16 protein-coding genes are annotated in these 22,919 nt (G+C 67.5%); 6 read left to right on the forward strand and 10 right to left on the reverse strand.

The genetic code is table 11. The features are described from left to right. The first annotated feature begins 15 nt into the window (after positions 1–15). The 3 genes from AAC050_RS00215 to AAC050_RS00225 all read left to right on the forward strand — a co-directional run bounded on the left by AAC050_RS00215 (position 16) and on the right by AAC050_RS00225 (position 2,050). The gene (locus AAC050_RS00215; protein WP_339913041.1) at positions 16–564 is read left to right on the forward strand and encodes a hypothetical protein; all 549 of its coding nucleotides are present in this window, start codon (positions 16–18) and stop codon (positions 562–564) included. A gap of 122 nt (positions 565–686) precedes the next feature. Then, positions 687–1,412 carry an alternative oxidase gene (locus AAC050_RS00220; RefSeq protein ID WP_339913042.1) on the forward strand — a complete coding sequence of 242 codons (726 nt, stop codon included), beginning with the start codon at positions 687–689 and terminating at the stop codon, positions 1,410–1,412. 218 nt (positions 1,413–1,630) lie between these two features. Next, positions 1,631–2,050 carry a cupin domain-containing protein gene (locus AAC050_RS00225; RefSeq protein WP_339913043.1) on the forward strand — a complete coding sequence of 140 codons (420 nt, stop codon included), beginning with the start codon at positions 1,631–1,633 and terminating at the stop codon, positions 2,048–2,050. A 39-nt stretch (positions 2,051–2,089) separates the two neighbouring features. Here AAC050_RS00225 and AAC050_RS00230 read toward each other — a convergent pair whose 3' ends face one another. Next, complete coding sequence (locus AAC050_RS00230) at positions 2,090–4,354, reverse strand: DEAD/DEAH box helicase (RefSeq protein WP_339913044.1); 2,265 nt, start codon at positions 4,352–4,354, stop codon at positions 2,090–2,092. A 196-nt stretch (positions 4,355–4,550) separates the two neighbouring features. On the opposite strand from AAC050_RS00230, the gene AAC050_RS00235 reads away from it, so the two are divergent. Next, positions 4,551–6,851: a pre-peptidase C-terminal domain-containing protein gene (locus AAC050_RS00235; protein ID WP_339913045.1), complete on the forward strand. Its 2,301-nt coding sequence runs from the start codon at positions 4,551–4,553 to the stop codon at positions 6,849–6,851. A gap of 42 nt (positions 6,852–6,893) precedes the next feature. Here AAC050_RS00235 and AAC050_RS00240 read toward each other — a convergent pair whose 3' ends face one another. Next, positions 6,894–9,419, reverse strand: a complete 2,526-nt coding sequence (locus AAC050_RS00240; protein WP_339913046.1) for an ATP-binding protein — start codon at positions 9,417–9,419, stop codon at positions 6,894–6,896. A gap of 242 nt (positions 9,420–9,661) precedes the next feature. Between AAC050_RS00240 and AAC050_RS00245 the strand changes: the two genes are divergently transcribed. Next, on the forward strand, positions 9,662–10,228 hold the full coding sequence (locus AAC050_RS00245; RefSeq protein WP_339913047.1) for a DUF1003 domain-containing protein: 567 nt from the start codon (positions 9,662–9,664) through the stop codon (positions 10,226–10,228). Positions 10,229–10,230: 2 nt separating this feature from the next. Here AAC050_RS00245 and mprF read toward each other — a convergent pair whose 3' ends face one another. Both mprF and AAC050_RS00255 read right to left on the reverse strand, forming a co-directional pair. Beyond that, the gene (mprF, locus tag AAC050_RS00250) at positions 10,231–12,810 is read right to left on the reverse strand and encodes a bifunctional lysylphosphatidylglycerol flippase/synthetase MprF (RefSeq protein WP_339913048.1); all 2,580 of its coding nucleotides are present in this window, start codon (positions 12,808–12,810) and stop codon (positions 10,231–10,233) included. 130 nt (positions 12,811–12,940) lie between these two features. Then, on the reverse strand, positions 12,941–13,336 hold the full coding sequence (locus AAC050_RS00255) for a ribonucleotide reductase subunit alpha (protein ID WP_339913049.1): 396 nt from the start codon (positions 13,334–13,336) through the stop codon (positions 12,941–12,943). A gap of 359 nt (positions 13,337–13,695) precedes the next feature. Between AAC050_RS00255 and AAC050_RS00260 the strand changes: the two genes are divergently transcribed. After that, complete coding sequence (locus tag AAC050_RS00260) at positions 13,696–15,219, forward strand: site-specific integrase (protein WP_298744113.1); 1,524 nt, start codon at positions 13,696–13,698, stop codon at positions 15,217–15,219. Positions 15,220–15,277: 58 nt separating this feature from the next. On the opposite strand, the gene AAC050_RS00265 is transcribed toward AAC050_RS00260, so the two are convergent. The 6 genes from AAC050_RS00265 to AAC050_RS00290 all read right to left on the reverse strand — a co-directional run bounded on the left by AAC050_RS00265 (position 15,278) and on the right by AAC050_RS00290 (position 22,841). Next, positions 15,278–15,517, reverse strand: coding sequence for a hypothetical protein (locus AAC050_RS00265; protein WP_339913050.1), 240 nt, complete (start codon positions 15,515–15,517; stop codon positions 15,278–15,280). A gap of 3 nt (positions 15,518–15,520) precedes the next feature. Beyond that, on the reverse strand, positions 15,521–16,492 hold the full coding sequence (locus AAC050_RS00270; protein ID WP_339913051.1) for an MFS transporter: 972 nt from the start codon (positions 16,490–16,492) through the stop codon (positions 15,521–15,523). A gap of 50 nt (positions 16,493–16,542) precedes the next feature. Beyond that, the gene (locus AAC050_RS00275; protein WP_339913052.1) at positions 16,543–17,169 is read right to left on the reverse strand and encodes an isoprenylcysteine carboxylmethyltransferase family protein; all 627 of its coding nucleotides are present in this window, start codon (positions 17,167–17,169) and stop codon (positions 16,543–16,545) included. Between the two features lie 163 nt (positions 17,170–17,332). After that, positions 17,333–20,380 carry an efflux RND transporter permease subunit gene (locus AAC050_RS00280; protein WP_339913053.1) on the reverse strand — a complete coding sequence of 1,016 codons (3,048 nt, stop codon included), beginning with the start codon at positions 20,378–20,380 and terminating at the stop codon, positions 17,333–17,335. Then, positions 20,377–21,438 carry an efflux RND transporter periplasmic adaptor subunit gene (locus AAC050_RS00285; protein WP_339913054.1) on the reverse strand — a complete coding sequence of 354 codons (1,062 nt, stop codon included), beginning with the start codon at positions 21,436–21,438 and terminating at the stop codon, positions 20,377–20,379. Before AAC050_RS00285 ends, AAC050_RS00280 begins: the two co-directional genes overlap by 4 nt. Beyond that, positions 21,435–22,841, reverse strand: coding sequence for a TolC family protein (locus AAC050_RS00290; RefSeq protein ID WP_339913055.1), 1,407 nt, complete (start codon positions 22,839–22,841; stop codon positions 21,435–21,437). Before AAC050_RS00290 ends, AAC050_RS00285 begins: the two co-directional genes overlap by 4 nt. Positions 22,842–22,919: the final 78 nt, after the last annotated feature.

A 22,919-nucleotide genomic window follows, 5' to 3' on the forward strand; every position in this document is an offset into this window, starting at 1 on the left:
CACGACGGCCGGGCAATGAGAACAAAAGAACAACATGCGGCCGCCCTCGGCTTTCTCAAGCCGGAGAAATACGCTGCCGTGGAGCGGGAACGGCGCTGGCTGTGCACCGCTCTGCCGGACCTACCCTTGCTCCGGGCCGAGGCGATCGAGGATCTCTATATCGACGACTCCCGCCTGCGGCTGCGGCGGGTGACACCGGTCGGCGGCGGTGAGCCGATCCTGCGCCTGTCGAAGAAGGCCGACCTCGCGCCCGACAAACGCTTGATCACCACCCTGTATCTGACTGCCCGCGAGTTCGCCCTGTTCGAGGGACTGCCCGGCAAGGTCCTGCGCAAGACCCGGCACTACTACGCCGCGGACGACGTCACCCTGTCGGTCGACCGGTTCGAGGGGCCGCTGGCGGGCCTGTTTCTGGCCGAGGTGGAATTCGCTGACGACGCGGCCATGGCGGCCTGGCCGGATCCGGTCTTCGCCGGGCCCGAGGTCACGGACGATCTGCGCTATACCGGCGGCGAACTGGTCCGGGCGGGGCGGCCCGGGCCGGGACCGGCTGTTTCCGGATGACCCCCGCTGCGTCAGTCTGTCCGCCCCTTGCGACACTGCGTCTGGGCCCGCCGCGGCCTCTCGCGCGTTAGGCTGTTTGAGCACCGGCCCATTGCGGCCAAGGCGCTGGAAAGTCTGCCCCCATGGTCAACAAGATTCTCGCCCCCGACGACCGCGCCCTCGATGAGGAGAAGGACGCCCAACCCGTCGTCCACCACGCGCCGAAAGGGTTTTCGGACCGGTTCGCGCTCGGCTTCACCCGACTGCTGCGGTTCTGCGCCGACACCTTCTTCGCCAAACGCTACGGCCACCGCGCCATCGTGCTGGAGACCGTGGCGGCGGTGCCCGGCATGGTCGGGGCGACGCTGCAGCACCTGCGTTGCCTGCGGGAAATGAAGGATGACGAGGGCTGGATCCGCACCCTGATGGAGGAGGCGGAGAACGAGCGGATGCACCTGATGACCTTCATCCAGATCGCCCAGCCCACCTGGTTCGAACGACTGGTGGTTCAGCTGGCCCAGGCCGTCTTCTACATCGGCTTCTTCCTGCTGTACCTGATCTCGTCGCGCACGGCGCACCGGGTGGTCGGTTATTTCGAGGAAGAGGCGGTGATCAGCTACACCCTCTATCTGAAAGAGATCGATGAGGGCCGCTCGCCCAACGTCCCCGCGCCCGATATCGCCATCCACTACTGGAAGCTGCCGGCCGATGCGACGCTGCGCGATGTGGTCCTGCTGGTGCGGGCTGACGAGGCGCATCACCGCGACGTCAACCACGGCTTCGCCAGCACCCTGGCCGGAAACCCGACCGACGAGACCGCATCCGCCCCCTATCCGCCCCACGCTACGGAGCTGCGGGGCGCAGCGTGAGGGGGAGACGGCCCGGGAAGCCGCATCCCGGGCGACAGGGAGCGGCTGTCTCCGGCTGACGCGCGCGCCAGACCATTTTTGTTTCAGGTCGACTCGACCTGAATCCAGAAAATGGTCCAGATTCAAACTGGAGCGAAATCTGAGCCGAGCTGGACTGCGTCCAACTCAACCGATTTCGCTTTAGGGTACCGCAACGCCGCCCGGAACCGATTCGCCCCATGATGACCGCTGCCGAAATCATCGCCCTGCTGGACCTGCAGCCGCTGGAGGGCGGTGGCCACCATCGCGAGATCTTCCGCGACCCGCGCGAGGTCGACGGGCAGTCGATGGGGGTGACGGCCTATCTGCTGCTGGCGGCGGGCGAGGTCTCGGCCTGGCACCGGGTCGAGGCGGGCGAGCTGTGGCAGTATCACGACGGCGCGCCGCTGGAGATCCAGATCGCCGGGGCCGTGACCGTCACGGCCACCATGGGACCCGGCCTGAACGCGGACCAGACACCGCAGCTGGCGGTGCCGACCGGGGCGTGGCGCACGGCGCGCAGTCTGGGACCGTGGACCCTGATCGGCACCACGGTGGCCCCGGGGCTTAACCTGGGCGGCGGTTTCGAGATCGCGCCGGACGACTGGTCGCCGGCCTGACGGGGCCGACCCCGGATCACCGGGGCCGGGCCGTTGGCATCAGCTGCGCGGGGTCTTGGGTTTGTAGGGTTTTGCCGGGGGCTTGCCGCGGGCGTCCTTGGGGGCCCAGGGACGGTCGCCACCCTTGGGCTTGCCCTTCCACGGCTTGTCACCGGCGGCGACGGGCTCGGCGTCGGACTTCGGGGCCCAGGGCGTCCTGGCCGCAGCGGGCTTGCCGCCGTCGGTCTTCTTCACCCACGGCTTTTTCGCGGGTTCGCCCATCTCGACACGCCCGGCCCAGGGTTGTTTCTCGCCCGCGGCCGGAGCCTCGCGCTTGACCCAGGGCTTCTTGTCACCGGCGGGGGCAGCGGTTTCGCGCTTCGCCCACGGCTTCTTCTCGCCATCGGCCGGAGCCTCGCGCTTGACCCATGGCTTCTTCTCACCGGCCGGGGCCGCGTTGTCGCGTTTGACCCAGGGCTTCTTCTCGCCGTCAGCCGGAGCCTCACGCTTGACCCACGGCTTCTTGTCACCGGCCGGGGCCGCGTTGTCGCGTTTGACCCACGGCTTCTTGTCACCGTCGGCCGGGGCGTCGCGCTTGACCCAGGGCTTCTTCTCGCCGCCGTCGGACCTGCCTTCATAGGGCTTGCCGCCGGGACGCGGACGACGCTCGGCCGGCTCGCGCGGGCCGGGGGCCACGGCGGAGTCGATCTTGACCCCGTCCTCGAGTCCGGTGGCGATGGCGGCGAGGAATTTGGCCTCGGCCTCCTTGGTGATCTCGAACTTGGTCTCGCGGTCGAAGATGCGGATCGAGCCGATGTCGCGCTTGGTCACATGACCCAGGCGGCAGATGGTCGGCATCAGCCATTTCGGGTCGGCGTTCTTGTCGCGACCGACATTGATGCGGAACCACGACATGTCGCCGCCCCGGGCGAAGTCGGTATAGGGCATGTCGGGCTGGCCCTTGTCGTTGACCCCGGCCTGCTGCTGGCGCTTCATCCGGTCGTCGTCATAGACGTCCTCGGGCGACGGCAGCTTCTTCTGGTACAGGCGGATCAGGGCGGCGGCGATCTGCTCGGGCGAGCTCGTCTCGAGCAGCTGCCGGCCCAGGGCCAGCATGGTCTCGTCCTCAACCGGGGCGATCAGGGCCGGATCGGCCAGCATGCGCTCGCGGTCCTTGGCGACGATCATCTCGGCGCTGGGCGGACCCGACCATTCGGCGGTGATCGAGGCCGAGTTCAGCATGATCTCGACCTTGCGACGGCGGGTATAGCTGACCAGCAGGACCGAGACGCCCTTCTTGCCGGCACGCCCGGTCCGGCCCGAACGGTGCAGCAGCCCGGCCTTGTTGACCGGGATCTCGGCGTGGATCACCAGACCCAGATCGGGCAGGTCGAGGCCGCGGGCGGCGACGTCGGTGGCGACGCAGACGCGGGCATGGCCGTCACGCAGGGCCTGCAGGGCCTCGGAACGCTGGCTCTGGGTCAGTTCGCCGGACAGGCCGACGACCGAGAAGCCGCGCTCGCGCAGGGACGAGGTCAGGTGTTTGACGCGCTCACGGGTGTTGGCGAACACCAGCGCCCCGGGGGCCTCGAAATAGCGCAGCACATTGACGACCGCGAGTTCGACCTCATTGGGGGCGACGCGGATGGCCTTGTATTCGATGTCGGCGTGCGAGGTGTTGCCCGCGACGGTGTCGATGCGCAGGGCGTCCTTCTGGTAGGTCTTGGCCAGCTGCACGATGTCGCGTGCCAGCGTCGCCGAGAACAGCAGGGTGCGGCGCTCGGCCGGGGCCGCGTCGAGAATGAAGGTCAGGTCTTCCTGGAAGCCCATGTCCAGCATCTCGTCGGCCTCGTCGAGGACGACGGCCTTCAGGGTCGACAGATCCAGCGAGCCGCGCTCGACATGGTCGCGCAGACGGCCGGGGGTGCCGACGACGATGTGGCAGCCGCGGTTCAGCGCCTGGCGTTCGACCTTGGGGTCCATGCCGCCGACGCAGGAGACGATGCGCGCCCCGGTCGGGGCGTACAGCCACTGCAGCTCGTTGGAGACCTGCAGGGCCAGTTCGCGGGTCGGGGCGATGACCAGGGCGACCGGTGCGCCGTATTCGGAGAATCGTTCGGCACCGCCCAGCAGGGTGTGGGCCAGGGCCAGGCCGAAGGCGACGGTCTTGCCCGAGCCGGTCTGGGCCGAAACCAGCAGGTCGCGACCGCTGCCGTCTTCATTGGGCGCGGCTTCGAGAACGGCGGATTGAACAGGCGTGGGCTCGGCATAGCCGCGCTCGGCGAGGGCGCGGTCAAGCGCAGGGTGGCTGGCAGGGAAGGGCATACATATTCCGTAGGGCGCCGGGATGACAGGGGCCAGCCACAGGGCGGGCGAACGGAGGCGCGGGGGCGGCCATGTGCGGCATGAACAAGGCCGAATGGTGGTGCTCCGGCCCTTGTTTGTCGATTCACGATATCTGAAGGTACAAATGATTGTCACGGCGCTCCGGGGGAAGGGGCCGTGAAAGGGGAGATCGATCATGCTCAGAACCATACTTTACGTCACCACAGCCTTGACGCTGATGGCGTCGCCGGTCCTGGCCCAGGAGCCGTTGCGGCTGGGGGGCGAGGTCACGGGCGAGCTGCGATCCGGCGACGAGCAGCTGAGCAGCGGGGAGTTCGTCGACACCTACGAATATACCGGTCGCGCCGGCCAGCAGATCGGTTTGCGCCTGACGTCAGACGATTTCGACCCCTATCTGATCGTGCGGGGGCCGGGTGACTTCTCCGAGGACAATGACGACGCCAGTGATGACGATCGCGGAGCCCTGCTGAATCTGAGACTGCCGGCGGACGGCACCTACCGGGTCAGCGCCACCAGTTTCCAGAGCGGTGAGCGCGGTACCTATCGGCTGCGGCTGGTCGGGGGTTCGATCGCCATGCCGCAGACGTCTGGAAGCGGCGGCAATGACGGTGCCGCGCAGGTCCAGCTCAATCCCGGCGTCACCCGCGGCGAGCTGGACCGGGGCGACCAGACCCTGTCGAGCGGGGAATATGTCGATCGCTTCGCCCTGCCGGTCCGCCGCGGCCAGACCTATGACCTGTCACTCAGCGCCGACGGGTTCGACCCCTATCTGATGGTGCGCGGGCCCGGCGATTTCAGCGAGGACAATGACGACGATCCGGCCCGGCGCGGCACGCGCGACAGCCGTATCCGCTTCACCGCCCCGGCCGACGGCGAGGCCACCGTGGCGGCCACCAGCTATGCCGGCGGCGAGACCGGGTCGTATGTCCTGAGTCTCGACGGTCGCGGGACGCGCCCCGGAGTGGCCCGGGCCGCTTCAGAGACCACTTCGCTGCGGCTGGGCGAGACCCGGGAGGGATGGCTGTCTCCCTCGGACAGCCGGCTGGAGAGCGGCGAATATATCAATACCTTCGTCTTCGACGGGCGGCGCGGCCAGAGGCTGGACCTGCGCCTGACCTCGGGAGATTTCGACCCCTATCTGGCCATCAGCGGGCCCAACGATTTTTCGGACTTCAACGACGATGCCGACGGCACCACAGACAGTCGGTTGCGGGTAACCCTGCCGGCTGACGGTCCGTACCGGATCGTGGCCACCAGCTATGCGGCCGGAGAGATGGGCCCCTATCAACTGTCCGTCCTGGCTGACACAGGGCCGACCCGGGCCGAGCCGGCGTCTCGCCCGGACGAGCGGGCGAGCGCGGGCGGCCGGATCACGGTCGGCCAGACCGTCGCCGGAACCCTGGGCAGCGGTGACGAGACCCTCGACAGCGGCGAATATGTCGACACCTACAGGTTCACCGGCCAGCGCGGACAGCGGGTGGCGGTCGAGCTGACCTCGTCAGCCTTCGACGCCTACACCATCCTGCGCACGCCCTCGGGCGAGCAGCGCGAGAATGACGATGGCGAGGACGGCACGGACAGCCGGCTGGAGACCGTCCTGACCGAGGATGGCGACTATGAGGTGATGGTCACCTCCTATGCGGCCGGGGAGACCGGCTCCTATCGCTTCAGCGTCAATCCCAGCCGCGGCTCGGCCCGGCAGGCGTCGGTGCAGTCGGGCGCGCGGGTGTTTGCGGTCATGGTCGGGGTGTCCGACTACGGCGGCGCGCAGAACGACCTGCCCTATACTGACGAGGATGCGCGCAAGCTGGGTGAGGTGCTGGAGCGGGAAGGGGTGTTGAACCCCGCCAGTGTGGTGCTGACCAATGCCCAGGCGACGGTCGGCGGTGTGCGTTCGGCCTTTGCCCGGGTCGCGGCCGAGGCCGGGCCGGACGACATGTTCCTGTTCTTCTTCTCGGGTCACGGCGATCAGGCCGACACCGCGGTCAGCGGCGTCGAGCCGGACGGCCGCAGCGAGTCGATCGTGCTCAGGGACGGACAGATCAGTGACGTCGAGATGTCCGGACTGTTCGCGTCGCTGCACACCCGTCTGTCGCTACTGGTGCTGGATTCCTGCTTCTCGGGCGGCTTCGCCCGCAATGTCGTGGACCGGCCCGGTGTCATGGGCCTGTTCAGCTCGGAAGAGGACCTGACCAGCGCCGTGGCCGAGAAATTCCGCGCCGGCGGCTATCTGTCCCACTTCCTGCGTACCGGCATGGCCGGCGAGGCCGACGGCGACGGCGACCATCTGGTCACAGCCGGGGAACTGGCCACCTATCTGCGGCGTCAGTTCGTGCGCGAGGTCGATGACGTCGAGTCCGAGACCGCCGACGGTCAGCGCAACTACCAGAATCTGGTCATCGATCGCGGCGGGGTCCAGGTCGACGATGTGATCCTGCGACTGGCGGCGGCGGAGACCGTGAGCCGGGGGAACTGAGAACGGGGCTCCGGCCGGTTGTGATCTGGCCGTGCTCGACGGTCAGGCTGAGCGACGCCGGTCGCTGACGGTGTCGCGCCGGGCCGCCTCGGCGATCGTCTGGAACAGCTTGCCGGCCTCGATGGGCTTGGCGACGTAATAGTCGAAGCCATTGGCCAGGAACTGCTCGCGTTCGCTGATCATGGCGTCGGCGGTCAGGGCGATGATGGGAATCGTGTGGTCACCCGCCTCGCCCCGGCGTATGGCGCGCACGGCGGCGATACCGTCCATAATCGGCATGTGGACGTCCATCAGCACGAGATCAAATTGACTGGACCGGTGCGCTTCGAGCGCATCGAAACCATTGTCCACGACGGTTACATGGCAGCCCAATGATCCCAGCAGGGCACGGATGACCGCCTGATTGGTCGTATTGTCCTCGGCCACCAGGATCGTCAGATCAGCCGGCAGGGTGTTTTCATCCTGCGGAGCTATCGCTTCCGGCGGAGACGTCGGCTTAAGCGGCAGGGTCACCGTCATGACCGTGCCCTGACCCGGCCGGCTGCTTACGGTCACTTCCCCGTTCATCATTTCGCAGAGCTTGCGGGTGATGGCGAGCCCGAGACCGGTTCCGCCGTGGCTGCGGGCGGTGCCCGCATCAAGCTGTTCGAAGGGCTGGAACAGGCGTTTCTGTGCAGATGCCGATATGCCGCATCCGCTATCCTCGACGGTCAGCACCACGCCGGCGTCCGCGCGAGCCAGTCGCAGACTGACCTGGCCCTCGCTGGTGAATTTGATGGCGTTCGAGACGAGGTTCAGAATGATCTGGCGCACCCTCAACCCATCGGCGGCGAACCACTCGGGGACATCGGCCTCCAGGTCGATCTCGAATTTCAGCCCCTTGTCCTCGGCGACCTGAAACCAGAGTTCGCAGGAGTTCTGGACGAGGGTCCTGATGTTGAGGGTCTTCACATCCAGGTCCATCCGGCCGGACTCAATTTTCGACAGATCGAGGATGTCGTTGAGGATGGCGGTCAGCGCCTGGCCGGAGCGGACGATGGTGTCGACCTGGGTTTCCTGTTCGGGGGGGAGCCCGGCACCCTGCAGTGCCTGGCTCATGCCCAGTACGCCATTCAGAGGCGTGCGCAATTCGTGGCTCATCATCGCCAGGAATTCGGATTTTGCCCGGCTTGCGGTCTCGGCCCGCTTTTTCGCGGCTTTCAGCGCCCGGGTGTTTGTTGCCAGCTTCCGGTCGGCGAGAACCTTGGCGGTCACGTCGGGCAGGGTGGCAACCAGCACGGTCTTGCCGTCGATCCCCCTGAGCGAGCTGGCAAAGGGGCGGATGAACAGTTCGCCACCGCTGCGCGACCGGAACTTCCAGGGGCGGGTGGGCCTGTAGTGCTTTTCCTCAGCCGAACTCAGCTCGTGACGGAAGAGGTCATGCTCGCATTCCGAGAGCACATCCAGGACGCTCATCGTGGCGAATTCCTCCCGGCTCCAACCGAACAGGGACAAGGCTTCCTCATTCACCTGCAGGAAGTCCAGTGTGACGGGATCGACGATCCACATCGGGGCGGCATTGTTATCGAAAATGGCGCGATTGAAAGTTTCTTTGGTTTTCAGCTCACTCACATCGACGATGACCGAAGCAGTGCCCCCGTCCGGCATCCGTCGATCATCAAACTGGTACCAGCGCCCATCCTGACGCGCCTGTTCGATCGATGCGCCGGAAGCGCGCGCTGTCAGCCGGTCTTCCGTCCATTGACGACGGCCGTGCTTGTCCCTTGCGGCGACGTACGTCGGCCGGATCTGGACCAGAATGTCCTGGAACAGCATGCCCTTGGCCAGGTCGACGCCGTTGGAGCAGGCGATTTCGGCGTACAGGTCGTTCCAGGTGCACAGGCGATCGTCAGGTCCGAAGAAGGCCAGGCCGGCGGGAGCCATATCGAGAGACAGCTGCAACCGTTCCAGGGCGTCGGCCCGGCGCTGTTCGGCCTGAACGGCGGCATCCCTCGCGTGCGTGATCTGGTCGATCAGACTGGCGTGGTTGCGGGCGTTCTGCTGACGATCGAACAGGACCGTTCTGGCATGGACTGCGGCAAAGAGCAGGGCCGCGATCATGCCCAGACCTGCCGTCAGCAGGGGGCTCCGCGTCGCACCATCGATGGTCGATATGACCCAGGTGGCGGTGAGGGCACAGGGAATGGCCACCAGCAAACCCAGGCGTGGAACCGCTGCATAGGCCGCAATGAGGAATTGCACGCCGGCGGCCAGCATGACCAGGCCGACGATCGGGCCGAGCGGTGAGGCGCTGATCGAAGCGATGACCGGGCCGATACACAGGATCGATGTGCCGAGCAGTCCGCTGATATAGGGGACGCAACAGTCGCGCCCGATCTTCCTGATCAGGCCGAACAGGAGCGGGCGCAGTGTCAGATAGGCCGTGCTTATCGCGACCCAGAGGGCTGCACCGGCCCAGTTGTCGATCGCGACCAGACAGAGAACGCCTGCAGGAACGAACACAATCCGGGCAGCCAGCAGCCAGCGGTAGTCTATTTTGTCGCCAACATCTGAAGTCTGGTCAGTCAAAGTCCTGGTCCGGCATTCTTCACAGTCAGAATACAAACCAGCGGTATACAAACGAACAATGAAATTAGCGGAAAAGTTGTGCTCCACGACCCTTTTTTGATGCCTGGGGGGTAAATTGCGTGACATGCACCGTCCGCCGCGTCAGGACGCGCACGCCACCGGTAAAAGGACGTGTCGGCTTGCCCTCCGGGCGGTATTCATGCGGCACCACCCGGTTCGTCCGGCCCTCTGAGAGCTCCGCCATGTCCGATCATCAGACCTACGACCTCGCCGCCGCCGCCCGCCGCTGGTTCGGCAAGATGCCTGACGCCCTGACCGAGCGGGAACGGCGGGTGTTGAAACGGGCGGCCGCGCGCCAGACGGTGTCGCGCAACACCAACCTCAGCTTCGACGAGGACCTGACCTTCGGCCAGAGGCTGGCGGACCATGTCGCTTCGTTCGGCGGGTCGTGGACCTTCATTGTGGGTTTCGGCGTCTTTCTGGGCATCTGGGTGGGGTTGAATCTGCTGCTGCTGCGCAGCGCCTTCGACCCCTATCCCTTCATCTTCCTGAATCTGATCCTGTCGATGCTGGCGGCCATCCAGGCCCCGGTCATCATGATGAGTCAGAACCGCCAGGGGGTGAAGGACCGGCTGGCCGCGGCGCATGACTATGAGGTCAATCTGAAGGCCGAGATCGAGATCATGGCCCTGCATGACAAGCTGGACCAGCTGCGCACCCGCGACATCGAGGCGATGCTGCAGAAGCAGGAGGAGCAGATCGCCCTGCTGACCCGGCTGGTGCAACAGGCCCCGCCGTCAGCGGACTGAGATCAGCGCAGGGCCCCCAGCAGGCCACCGCTGGACAACAGGGCGGCGTCGGCCAGGGCCGGACCCAGCATCCAGCCGGCCGGAGCCGCGATATAGACGGGATCCCAGCGCGGCAGGAATTTCTGCTTGAAGGCGCGCAGCCCCTCGAAACCGTACAGACCGCCGCCCTCGGCATAGACGAAACTACCCAGTCGGGTGACCGGGGATGACAGCCGGTGCGGGTCCAGACCCGACAGCGGGGCCATGCTCATATCGCACTCGGCAAATCCGTTCGTCTTGCCCCACTGCATCAGCCGGATGAACAGCAGATCCATGGCGTTCTTCGGTGCCCCGGGTCCGTAGCGCATCAGGTCGATCGACAGCACCCGGCCGTCCGGCGTGCGCCACAGATTGGCGAAGGCGACGATGTGGCCGTCCACGCGCAGCACGGCGGTGGGGAAGCGACGCAGATAGGCGCGATCGAACCGGCCCAGGCTGAAGCCCTTCTCGACTCCCTGATGGCCGGCCAGCCAGGCGTCGGACACCGTCTGCAGATCGTCGGCGACGGCATCGAAGCCTTCCGGGGGAATGATGTCGAACGTGGCCCCGTCGCGCTCGCCGCGATTGATCGTATGGCGCAGCGGAGCCCGGTCGGGGCCCTCCAGACCGAAGTCGGCCAGGTCCACCATGGCCGTTTCCCCGATCTTGGAGGCGACCAGACCGCAGTCGATGAAGTCCGGCAGGTTGCGCCGCCGCACGCCATAGAAGACCGGTCGGGCCCCGTGCCGGTCGCACAGTTCGCGAAAGGCCCAGATGGCGACGCTGCGATCCTCGCGTGGGCCGACGGGTTCGCCCATGGCCACCCAGGCGCGGCCGCGCACCCCGTACTGGATGAAGCTGCGGCCCGAGGGGGAAAACAGCAGGGACTTGTCGCCCAGAAAGGCCAGGTTGGCATCGGGAGCCGGGTCGTCGGCCACCGCCAGAATGGCTTCGGCCCGCGCCAGGTCGGCCGCGTCGGGCTGTCCCGGCGAGACCTGCCCCGGCCGGCTCAGCCGCCAGGCGAACAGCAGGACCGCCAACGCCGCCGCCCCGACGGCCGCGCGCAGGAAGCGCGGTGCGTTCTGCTCGGTCAGGAAGGTCCACCACAGGTCGTCGCGATAGGCCACGTCCTGATAGGCGAACAGGCCCAGCCAGCCGGCCGCCCCCAGCACGACGACGATGGCGGCCACGGCGCCGGGGCCGATTGCGGCGGAGCCCAGGCCCGCCTCACGGTGGAAGGCCGGACGGCTGACCAGCAACAGCAGGGCGACGGCGCTCAGCATCAGGGCCTCGCCATAGCCCAGCCCCTTCAGCACACAGGCGGCGGCAGCGGCCAGCAGGGTGATGACGGTGGCCCGCCAGGCGCGGCGTAACCGGCCCAGCAGGCCGAAGGCCAGAAACAGCAGTACGACTCCGGCCAGGCTGGCGACGAAATGCGACAGATCGATCAGACCGGCCGGGGCCAGACTGGCCAGCAGGGCCAGATGCGGCACGCTGTCCGGCGTGGCCGCTGACAGCAGGGTCAGGGTTCCGGCACCGAAGGTCAGCAGGGCGAACAGGGGCGGGGCCACCTCGCGCCAGACGGCCTCGCTGGCCTGCAGGGCACGCTCGCCCAGTCCTGCGGGGCGACGGGTGCGGTAGGCGCTCGCGGCGGTCAACAGGCCGGCGATAAGCAAAGGCCCCAGCCCGTAGATCAACCGGTACAGGATCAAGGCCCCGGCGACCTCGGCGGTGCCGGTCGCCGGGCCGATCACGGCGATCATCACGGCGTCGAAAACCCCGATCCCGCCCGGCAGGCCGCTGATCGCCCCGATCAGTCCGGCGATCCCGAACACGGGCAGGAAATGCAGCAATTCCCCGCGTCCGGCGGCGGGCAACAGGACATAGAGGATGGCGGCGGCCGCGATCCAGTGCACCGTGCTGGCCAGAACGATGGCCAGCCGGACCCGGCGTTCGGGCAGAAACTGTCCGAGCCACCCGACGCGGGGGGCCAGCACATAGACGGCCAGGGCCTTCAGGCCGAGGACGCCCAGCAACAGGCCGGTCCAGAGCGGCAGATGGGCCCGGGCGGCGACGTCGGCCACGACCCCGGCGGTGCCGATCCCGATCACGGCCAGGCCGCCGATCAGACTGATGCCGGTGCCGGCAGTACCGACCAGGGCGACGTCGCCGCCCGACAGGCCGTCGTCCTGATAGGCCCGGTAGCGAAGGCCGCCCGCCAGGGCCAGTCCGGGCGGTCCGGCATTGGTCAGGGCGAAGGCGGTGATCGAGGTGACCGCGGTCCGACGCCAGCTCACGGTCCGGTCGAGACAGGCCAGGGCGAACCGATCAAAGGTCGAGGCGACGCCGAGACTGACGGCGAGGGCGATCAGGGCCAGCCCCAGGGCCGACACCGGGGTCGCGTCCGCCGCGGCATTGACCTGATGCCAGTGGATCCCCTTCAGCTCGCCGCTGATGGCCAGACCCGCCGCCAGAAAGATCACCGCCCCGACCAATGGCCCGACCCAGCGCAACCAGCGACCGGGTCTCCGGGCGTCGGGGTCAGAATCGATCGTCGCTGTCATGGGAGACCGGGCGGAAAGACGACGCGAATGGATCGTCGGGACCGGCAACCTTTGTCGGGTTCGGTGCCCGGGTCAATTCCGGAGCGGTTGCGACGGCTGGAGGGGCGCGGCAGGCGCTGCGCGTTCCGTCTCAAGCGAGTTCCAGGAACTCGCCCTCGGGTCCGTAGGCGGCGAAGCCGTTGATCCGGCCGGTACGCACGGCCTCGACCATGGTCTGCAGGGCCGTCTCGATCTGCGCCTTGTCAGGAGCCCGCCCGACGCGTCCCCCCAGGCTTGCGGCGAACACCACGCTCCACGGCGGACCGGCGCGGTGCGACTCCGAGACCAGGGCCGCGAAATCGGCGAGCTCCGCCGGAGCCTTGTCGACGCACATCAGCGGCGCGAGCGCGCCTCCCTTGCCGGCGTGAAAGAGTCGGCTCTGTTCGGGCGTGGCATGGTCCGGCAGTTCGGCACCGGCAAAGACAAATAACAGCCGTTGCGGCTCGGACTGGGCGGCGGCGGCAGCCAGAAGCTGCGCGAAATGCATGTTACGGTTCATACCGTGCGGCATACGGGAAAGCGCACGTCCTGTCCTGCGACACCGTGAAGCTGTGGGGGGCATATTCGACGGGCAGACCCTGCCCGGTTCGCCAACGCTCTGAAAGAAATGGTGGATGCGACAGGGATTGAACCTGTGACCCCCTCGGTGTGAAGCGCCTCAAAGGCAATTTCAGGACACTTCACGGCTGTGCATAACTCGATAAGTCTCAGAAAAATGATGATTTAATTTTTCAGCGTTTTTCTTGCTTTTTCGCGAAATTCTGCATCGTCTGCCCCACTGGTGCCCCAGAAAATGCTAGTCTGGGTGGCGTTTGATTTGCAGCGCAGGCGCGAGGAGAGCGCGTGGTGGCCCGCCTTCAACTTAGCACGGACCGCCAGATCGCGGCCCTGAAACCCGCTGACAAGGTCTATGAGATGTCCGTCGGCGACAGTCGCGGGCTCGGCGTTCGTGTCTTCCCAACCGGGCTGAAGCAGTTCGAATTCCGCTATGTCGCCACCAACGGCGCGCGCCGCCGTCTCTGCCTCGGGGCCTATCCGGATCTGTCGCTCGCCAAGGCCCGATCGAAGGCCGCCGCATTGCGGATATCGGTCGTCGACGGAGGCGATCCCGTCGCGGAGATGACCGCGGCTCGCGAACGGGCGCGAACAGGCGAAACCCTTGATGAGCTGGCCGAGGCCTATTGGCAGGCGGCGACGGTGGGGCTTCACGGGGGGCGTCGCCGGCCCAAGCGAGACGTCACCCTCAACAACGAACGCCAGACCTGGCGCAACCACATCCAGCCACGTCTGGGCGCTCGACCGTTCACGGAGATCCGGCGCGCGGACGTCAAGATATTCATGCGGACACTGGTGACCGAGACCGGCATGGCGGCCGCCAGCGTGGCGTCCATCGGCTCCCTTCTTCACGCGGTTCTGGGCTTCGCGGTGCTCGAAGAGCGGATCGAGGCCAATCCCGCGCTCGGTCTGGCCCGGCCGCTCGCGCTGACTCCTCGTGAGCGCATGTTTGACGACGCGGCCTTGAGAACGCTCTGGGACGCGGCGTCGGAGGCATCGGTGCCACGCGCCCCGGGTGAAAAGACGGCCGGAGTCCATGCTCGCCTGGAACCGGTCATGGGACTGGCGATCCAGCTGTTGATGCTGACGCTGACCCGCCGCACCGAGGTCGCCGGGGCCCTCAAGACCGAGTTCGACCGCGCCGCGAAAATCTGGACGATCCCGTCCGAGCGGGCCAAGGCCAGACACCAGCATGTCGTACCCCTCGGGGCCGATGCACTCGAGATCCTGGAGGTGGCCTGGGCGCTTGATCCGGGCAGTCCCTACCTCTTCCCGTCCGAGAGATCTCCCGGCCAACACCTGGATCCGCACGCGATAACCCGCGCTTTCGCGCGGACCTGTACACGCAGAAAACTGGCGGTGGGCTCACCCCATGACATCAGGCGGTCCGGCGCGACGACGCTCACGGGGCGCTACGGCGTCAGCCGCTTCGTGGTCGGGCTGGTGCTCGGACATACGCCCAACGAAGGGGCGGCAGTCACCAGCGTCTATGACCGCCACACCTATGTGCCGGAAAAGCGCGCAGCCCTGGAGTTGTGGGCAAGCCACCTCGTCAGGCCCGGGAAAGCCGTCGTGCCAACGCGCGAGGCTTTGTCGGTCGGGGCCAATACGCATGTCGACGAAGCCAAGGCGAGGGCATTGGCCCTGTGTCAGAAGGGAGAACTGCATGAGGCGGTGCTGTCAATCTGCATGGAGCTGTCGAGCCATCCGGACACCGCCAGTCCGCATCTGGCCATCCTCGGCAAGGTCGGACTTGAACTCGCGGCGGCGGGTTCACACGATCAGGTGGCGGGCTGGATCGGCGGGTTCCGTTAAGGGTTCGGAGAGGTCCGGATCAAGCCAGGTGACATGCGACCGCCGTCGATGAAACCTTTCATGGGGTCGCGTTCCGCCTGCCTGGATGGCGCAGGGTCATGGACACAAGCCAGATGGTCGCCAGCAGGGCGAACACGGCACCGCCGATGAATGTCGCCTCTGGGCCCATCCGGGACCAGAGCAGGCCGGCGACGACGCTGGCGGCCAGCAAGGTCGCGCCGCTGGCGAGGTTGAACAGGCCAAAGACAGTACCCCTCAGGTGCGACGGAGCCGTATCGGCGACCAGGGCCGCCAGCAATCCCTAGGTCAGCCCCATATGCAGCCCCCACAGGGCGACCCCGAGCAACACGCCGGGAACCGTCGCCACAAGGGCGAGGACGACGTCGGCGGCGATCAGCACCGCCAGGCCCAGGACAAGAAGCCAGCGCCGATCCATTCGGTCAGAGAGGCTGCCCGCGGGGGCGGCAACGGCGGAATAGACCAGGTTCATCACCACCATCACCACGGGTACGAGAGCGATGGCGAGGCCCACGTCCTGCGCTCGCAATACCAGAAACGCCTCGCTGAACCGCGCCATGGTGAACACCGCGCCCAGCGCTATCACGGCCCAGAAGCCGCCGCCCATCGCAAGCACGTCGCCCCACCGGATCGGCAAGCGAAGACGGCGAACCCCTTCGACGGGGCGTGGCTCCCTGACCGCGAAAACCAACACCAGCACCGCCAACACCGCAGGAACCACGGCCCAGGCGAACACGGCCCGGATATTCCCCGCGAGCACCATCATCAACGCCATCGCGACAAGCGGTCCGGCGAAGGCGCCGATGGTGTCCAGCGACTGGCGCAGACCGAAGGCGGCGCCGCGGATCGGGGGTGGTGCGATGTCAGCAACCAGGACATCGCGGGGGGCGCCTCGAAGGCCCTTGCCGATCCGGTCCGCGAACCGGGCCCCGAACACCTCCCACGGGGTCACCGCGATCGGAAACACCGGCTTGGTCAGCGCGCCCAGGCCATAGCCGGCCACCGCCAGCCATTTGCGGTGGCCAAGCCGGTCGCTGAGCCAGCCGGAGAAGACCTTGGTGATCGAGGCCGTGGCCTCGGCGACGCCTTCGAGCAAACCTACCAGCGCGACGCTCGCGCCGAGCCCCGTTACCAGAAAGACCGGCAGCAGGGCGTGAATCATCTCCGAGGAGATATCCATGAACATGGACACGAAGCCGATGGCCCAGACGCTCCGGGGCACCGCTTTCAGGCCGGTCCTGAGAGGCGCGCTCATAGTGGGAGTCTAGCCCTGACCGACAGCGCGACGGCTCCGCCGGCGCGCGGTCATGGCAGGGACAGGACGACCCGAAGCCATCCGATGTCCTGGAAGTATTCGAGCGACTCGAACAGCGGATAGGCGAAGGCCATCACGGCGCCGTCCCGCAGGGTGCGCAGGAAGAACACCGGGCGGATCTCCAGGGTCTCGGAATCTCGCCATCTGGAGGGATCGGGCCAGAAGCGCGGCGTGCGCGCCATGTAGGCGGCATAGGCGGCACCGAACGCCTCGCTCAGCCACGCTTCCTCGCGCTTCACTGTTGCGCGGAAGACGAGCGCCGCGATCAGCAGGAACAGCAGCGCAATCGTCAGGCTGCCGGTCAGGGCGCCCATGCCGAACGCGCCCATGAAGCTGAAGACATAAAGCGGATTGCGAGAGATGGAATAGGGACCGCGATCCACGATCTCGGCGGTCTTGCGCCCGCCGATATAGAGCGAGCACCAGGCCCGCCCGATTATGCAGACCGCGATCAGCGCAAGCCCGCCCATTTCGAGCAGTTCGGAAAACAGGCCTTCGCCCCCGAACGACCGGGAAACCGCCGCCAGCGCCAGGACGGCGAGGATGCCGACGAGCAAGGCTACCTTGCGCAGCTGCTGGATCTTCTGAAGTCCGGCTGTCGAAATTTGTCCGGTCATGTCGAAACGCTCATTGGGTCAGAGGAAGGAAAACGGTCGCCGGTTCGGCATTTCGCCGTCGACGGGAGACTGCGACGTACACGCCGCCCATCCGGACGAGGGCGTTTTGCGCCTCCACCGGGAGGCTGCCGCGATGGTCGGGTGTCGGTCCAGGAGGGAGGATTCACGGATGACGTTCCCGAACAGGCGTGGACAGGCGCGCCAGCAGCGTGGGGGTGAAGATCAGGATCAGGGGCACGCCCGCCAGCAGGCCGGTGATGATCGCGATAGCCAGGGGCTTCTGCATCGCCGAGCCCTCCCCGAGGCCCAGCGCGAGAGGTGCCAGGGCCAGTATGGCGATCAGGGCCGACATCAGGATCGGCCGCAGGCGGGCCCGGCCCGCGGCGATGAGCGTGTCAGGATGCGGCCGTCCGCCGGTCGGCAGTTCCGCCAGGTAGAAGACGCCCAGCTCGGCGACGATGCCGATCACCATGGTCAGTCCCATCATCGCCGAAATGTTCAGCTCCGTGCCCGTGACCCAAAGGCCGAGAAAGACGCTGGAGGCGGCAAGGACCAGGGTGGCGATGATGCTTCCGACGGCGGCCCAGCTTCGAAACAGATAGAGGAACAGCAGGCCGACAAGCAGCAGAGCCGAGACGAAGACGACGGCGAGATCCCGGAATGATTTCTGCTGTTCGGCATACAGGCCGCCATACTCGACGCGGACGCCGGACGGCAGGCTGAGCCCCCCCACGGTCCGGGACACCTCGCGCATGGCCGAGCCCAGGTCGCGGCCTTCGAGACGCGCGGTGACGGCGACGAGAGGCTGGAGATTCTCGCGGGTGATCTGCGGTTGGCCCGGGGCGATCGACAGGGTCGCGATACGCTTCAGCGGCAGGGCGTGGCCGTCCGGTGCCCGCAGCGGGAGGTCTTCAAGGGTGCGCACGCGGTCGCGTAGCGAGCCTTCGGTCCACACACGAACGCCGACCAGCTTGTCGCCCTCCTGGATGTGGCCGATGACCGACCCGCCGGTCAGCATGTCCAGCTGACGGGTGATCGCTTCCGGGTCTAGCCCTTCGAGGGCGGCAGCCGGTCGGTTGACGGTGATGACGATGGCGTCGCCGGCGACCCGCAGCCCGCCATCGACCTCGATCACCCCGCGAATTTTTCCGATGGCATCGACGACCAGGGGGGAGGCGGCCTTCAAGGCGGCCTCGTCCGACCCCAGCAGTTTGACCTCGATGGGTTGCGGCACCGCGGTCAGGTCGCCGATCAGGTCCTCCATCAACTGGGCGGTGGAGATGGTCAGACCGGGGACGGTCGCTTCGATGCGCCGACGGACGTCCGCGGTGACCGCTTCGATCGGCCGTCGTCCCTTGGCCTTCAGGCGCACAAAAAAGTCGCCCTCATTCGCTTCGGACAGGCCGCCGCCGAGTTGCAGGCCTGTCCGGCGCGAATAGCTTTCGACATCGGCGGTGTTCTGCAAAATGAGCTCGACCTGCCTCAGCAGTCTGTCGGTCTCGGCCAGGGAGGTGCCCGGCGCGGCGTAGTAGTCGAGGATGAACCCGCCCTCATCCATCTTCGGCATGAAGCCGGATCCGACGCGGGTATAGGCGAAGCCGCCGACGACCAGCATGACCATGCCGACGATCAGGGCGATCCGCCCCGGGGCCTTGAGAACGCGGCGCATCAGCGTCTCGTAGCGCCCGCCGAAGCGATCGAGGATCGCTCCACTCTTTTCCGCCTGCTGCACATCGCGGTCCCGGACCCAGCGGTCGGCCAGAAGCGGGGCGACGAACAGGGCGAACAGGAGCGAGACCGCCAGTGCGGCGGACATGGTGATCGCCAGGGCCTTGAAGAAGCCGCCCGTGACGCCGCCGAGGAAGGCGAGGGGAGCGAAAACAAGGACCGTCGCCAGGCTCGATCCGATCAGGGGGCGGATCATCTCCGAGGCCGTCTCGAGGACGCTGCCGCCGGCGTCGGAGCCGCGATGGCGCTCCTGCAGCCGTCGCATCAGATGCTCGAGCATGACGACCGCATCATCAACGACGAGGCCGACGGCCGCTGCCATCCCGCCCAGGGTCATCATGTTGAAACTCATGCCCATCAGGCCGAGCACGACGGTCGTGGCGGCCAGCGTCGCGGGCAACAGCAGGGCCACGATCAACATGAATCGCAGACTGCGCAGGAAGATGAAGAGCACGATTCCGGCCAGCAGCGCGCCCAGGAGAATAGCGTCCCGCACGCTTCCGGCGGCGGCGGTCACCAACTGCGACTGATCGTAGTAGGTGACGATCTGGACGTCCGGCGGGGTCTGTGACGCGAACTCTGCGATGCGCCTGCGCACCTCCTTGACCAGGGCGACGCTGTTGGCGTCCGGCGTCTGGCGGATATTGAGCAGGACGGCATCCTGGCCCTGCGAGGTCACCCGGGTCCATTGCGGCGTCTGACGGGTCACGACCTGGGCAATGTCGTCCAGTTCGACGACCCCGCGGGTTCCGGTTTGGACGACGGTGCGCCGAATGTCGTCGATGCCTGTCAGACGATTGTCAGCCAGAACCAGATAGAGCCGATAGCGGTCTTCCAACCGACCGGTGGCCACCACCACATTGTTGGACGACAGGGTGCGGGCAAGATCCTCGATCGACAGGCCGAGCGCCTGGAGCCGGGCCGGATCGGCGAGCACCTGATACTCCTTCTCCTGACCCCCGAGGACAGTGACGCTGGCCACGCCGGGCACGGAGGACAGCAGGGGTGCCAGCTGGAGGTGCCCGAAGTCGCGCAGTGCGATCGGATCGCGACTCGGCGACACTAGGGCCAGACCCAGCACCGGAAACACGGTGGGGTCCATGCGTCGGACCTCAAAGCGCGTGCCGGCCGGGAGGTCCGGGACCACGGCGTTCACGGCGGATTCCGCCTGCAGGGTAGCGGCGACCATGTCGGCGCCCCAGGCGAAATTGACCGACAGCTCCGCCGACCCGCGACTGCTGGTGGAGCGGACGCCGACGACGCCCGGCACGGTGCGCAGGGCCTGCTCGATCGGACGGGTCACCTGATTGACCATCTGGTCGACGGGACGGTCACCGGCGTCGAGGGCGACGACGACGCGCGGGAAGTCGATGTGCGGGAACAGGCTGACGGGCAGTCGCAAGGCCGAGGCGGACCCCGACAGCGCCAGAAGCACAAAGGCGAGAAGGATGAAGCGGACCTGGCCGCTCAGCCAGCGGCTCATCGCGTCGCCGCCGGAGCCGTGGACGGGACGGGACCTTCCCGTGTCTTCATCCCGTCCGACAGGGCCGGACCGCCCTCTATGACGACGCGATCACCCGCCCGCACACCGCGGGTGAGTTGCACCACATCGGCCTCTTCCAGACCGATCGTGACGGGCCGACGCGCTGCGATGTTGCGGTTGACGACGAACACATACGGCTGGTCCCCGTCATAGAGAACCGCCGCCCGCGGGGCGACGATGGCGTCGGGCAAGGTGCTGACGACGATCTCTCCCTTGAGTGATTCACCCGGGAGAACCGGGCTGCCCGGCGGCAGGGAGACGATGACGGCGGCCAGGCGTGTGGCCGGCTCGACCCGACGGTCCACGGAGGCGACGCGAGCCTGGACCGCCGCCCCGTCGTCATGCAGGCCGGTTAGGCGGATAGCCGTGCCGGAACGAATTCTCTGGGCGTCCTCGACCTCGACCCCGAGACGGGCGTTCAGGAGATGGGTTGAGCCGAGACTGGCCACCGCCCCGCCGGCACCGACGAGCGCGCCGGGGCTGGTGGGCAGGCTGTTGATGACGCCGCTGACTGGCGCGCGGAGCGTGATCCGCCCCCCGCCAGTCAGGCGGCGCAGGTTGGCGCTGGCTTCCCGGGCGGTGGCCGCGGCGGCGGCGGCCACTGTGACTTCGGCGTCCGCGGCGAGCCCGTCGGCGCGAAGCCGCTGAAGCCGCGCGTGTTCGGCGCTCGTCACGCTGGCTTCGCGGGCGAGCCGATCGAGATCGAGACGGGTCGCCGGGCTGGCGGTCAGGGTCACGATCGGCTGACCGGCCTGCACGGCCTCACCGACAGTGACGTGGATCTGGGCCACCTGGGCCTCGAAGGTCGCCGTCAGGGTCCGGATGGCCGCGGGATCGAACTCCACCTGGCCGTAGGCCGTGACGGTCTCGTCCAGCATCCGGGTGACGACGGCCGCGGTGCGCACGGCCGCGACGGGCGTCGCGGCCGTGTCCGCCGGTTTTGAACATCCGGCCAGCGCCAGTGTCAGTGCCGCCACTCCCACCGTGATCCGCATCATTTCGCTTCCCCGATCAAGGCACCCGACGCCAGTTCCAGCGCCACCCATTGTTCCGACAAGGCCTGATCCAGGACGGCGAGGGCGATCTCCTTGTCGGTGAGAGCCTGACGCGCGGTCTCGGCCGTGACGCGGGCGATGTCGCCGCGCGCGCTGGCCCGTTCGAAGGCTTCGACGGTTTGCCTCAACGGCGCGACCTGGGCCTCCAACGCGTCCCGCTGGCGCAGGCCGATCCGGTAGGCGGCGATCAGGGTGGTGATCTCCGAGCGCGTCGAGAACAGGCGCGCCTCGTATTCCGCGCGAAGCTGTTCGCGCGTGGCGTCCTGCACCGCGATCGCGCCACGGTTCCGGTTCCACAGCGGCAGGTCGAAACCGATCGCGACGCCGTTCGTCCTCACGGCGCCTGTGTCCCGCGTCGCGTTCAGCGCCAGATTCAGGCGAGGATATTGCTGAAGCAAGGCAAGCCGCAGATTGGCGTCCTGGGCGTTATAGCCGGCGCTCAGGGCGGCCAGGTCGAGCCGTTGGCGATACGCCCGTTCGACCAGATTCACCGGGTCCGGTGGCGGGAGATGAGACAGCGGCGGATCGCTCAGGGCGACGACGGCGTCGGGAGACAGACCGAGCGCGGCGTTCAGCGCGAACCGGGCCGCCTGCAGATCCCGCTCGGCGCTCCGGGCTCGGTCGCCGGCGTCGGCCGCCGCGATGCGCCGAGCTTCCAGATCGTTCGCCGACAGATCGCCGCGCGCCACCGCCCGAAGGGTTCGACCCAGGGCGTCGTCGGCGGCGCGAGAGGCTTCGAACGCCAGCCCCCGCACGGTTTCCAGTCCGCCGATGCGGGCGGCCACAAGCCGCGCCTGGCCCGCCGCCTGCCATTCCAGCCAGGCGACGTCGAGCCGCACCTGATCGCGGACGGCCCGTGCGGACCGCTGTCTCAGGGGGCGCATGTAGAAGCTGGAGGTGTCGATCCCCAGGCCGCCGGCGATGGCGTCCACGAGGCCGGGGGCGGAGACGGGACGATCCAGACTGAAGGAGAATTGCGGATCCGGAAGCAGCCCGGCCTCGAACACCTGGGCATCGGCGACGCCGAGCCGGGCGCGATGGGCCCTCAGTTCGGGGTTGGCGATGACGGCGATGAGCCCCAGCTGGTCGGGAGACAACGGCCGGGACAGGTCTATGTCCACCGGGCCGGGCGTGGAACGCTCAAGACCAGCGGCCGCGAGGTTGAGGTCCTCGGAGCTCGGATCCGGCCGGGGACGATCCGGCAGGTCGGCCTGACGATAGGTGACACAGCCCCCCAAGGCGATCACGGCCAGACCCACGGGCACCAAGCGGGTCAGTCGCCGGTGCCCGGCGCTGTGAAGCGGACCGGGCCGGGGACCGCCGGAGCGAGGGCTCAGTTCACGCACTCGGGGCCTCCGACATCCGGTTCCCGGCCGCGTGGCGGGCGCGCCGTGCCCGGCGGAGGGATCACGACCGGGCGAGTG

This window comes from uncultured Brevundimonas sp. (assembly GCF_963974615.1).
Lineage (GTDB): Bacteria > Pseudomonadota > Alphaproteobacteria > Caulobacterales > Caulobacteraceae > Brevundimonas.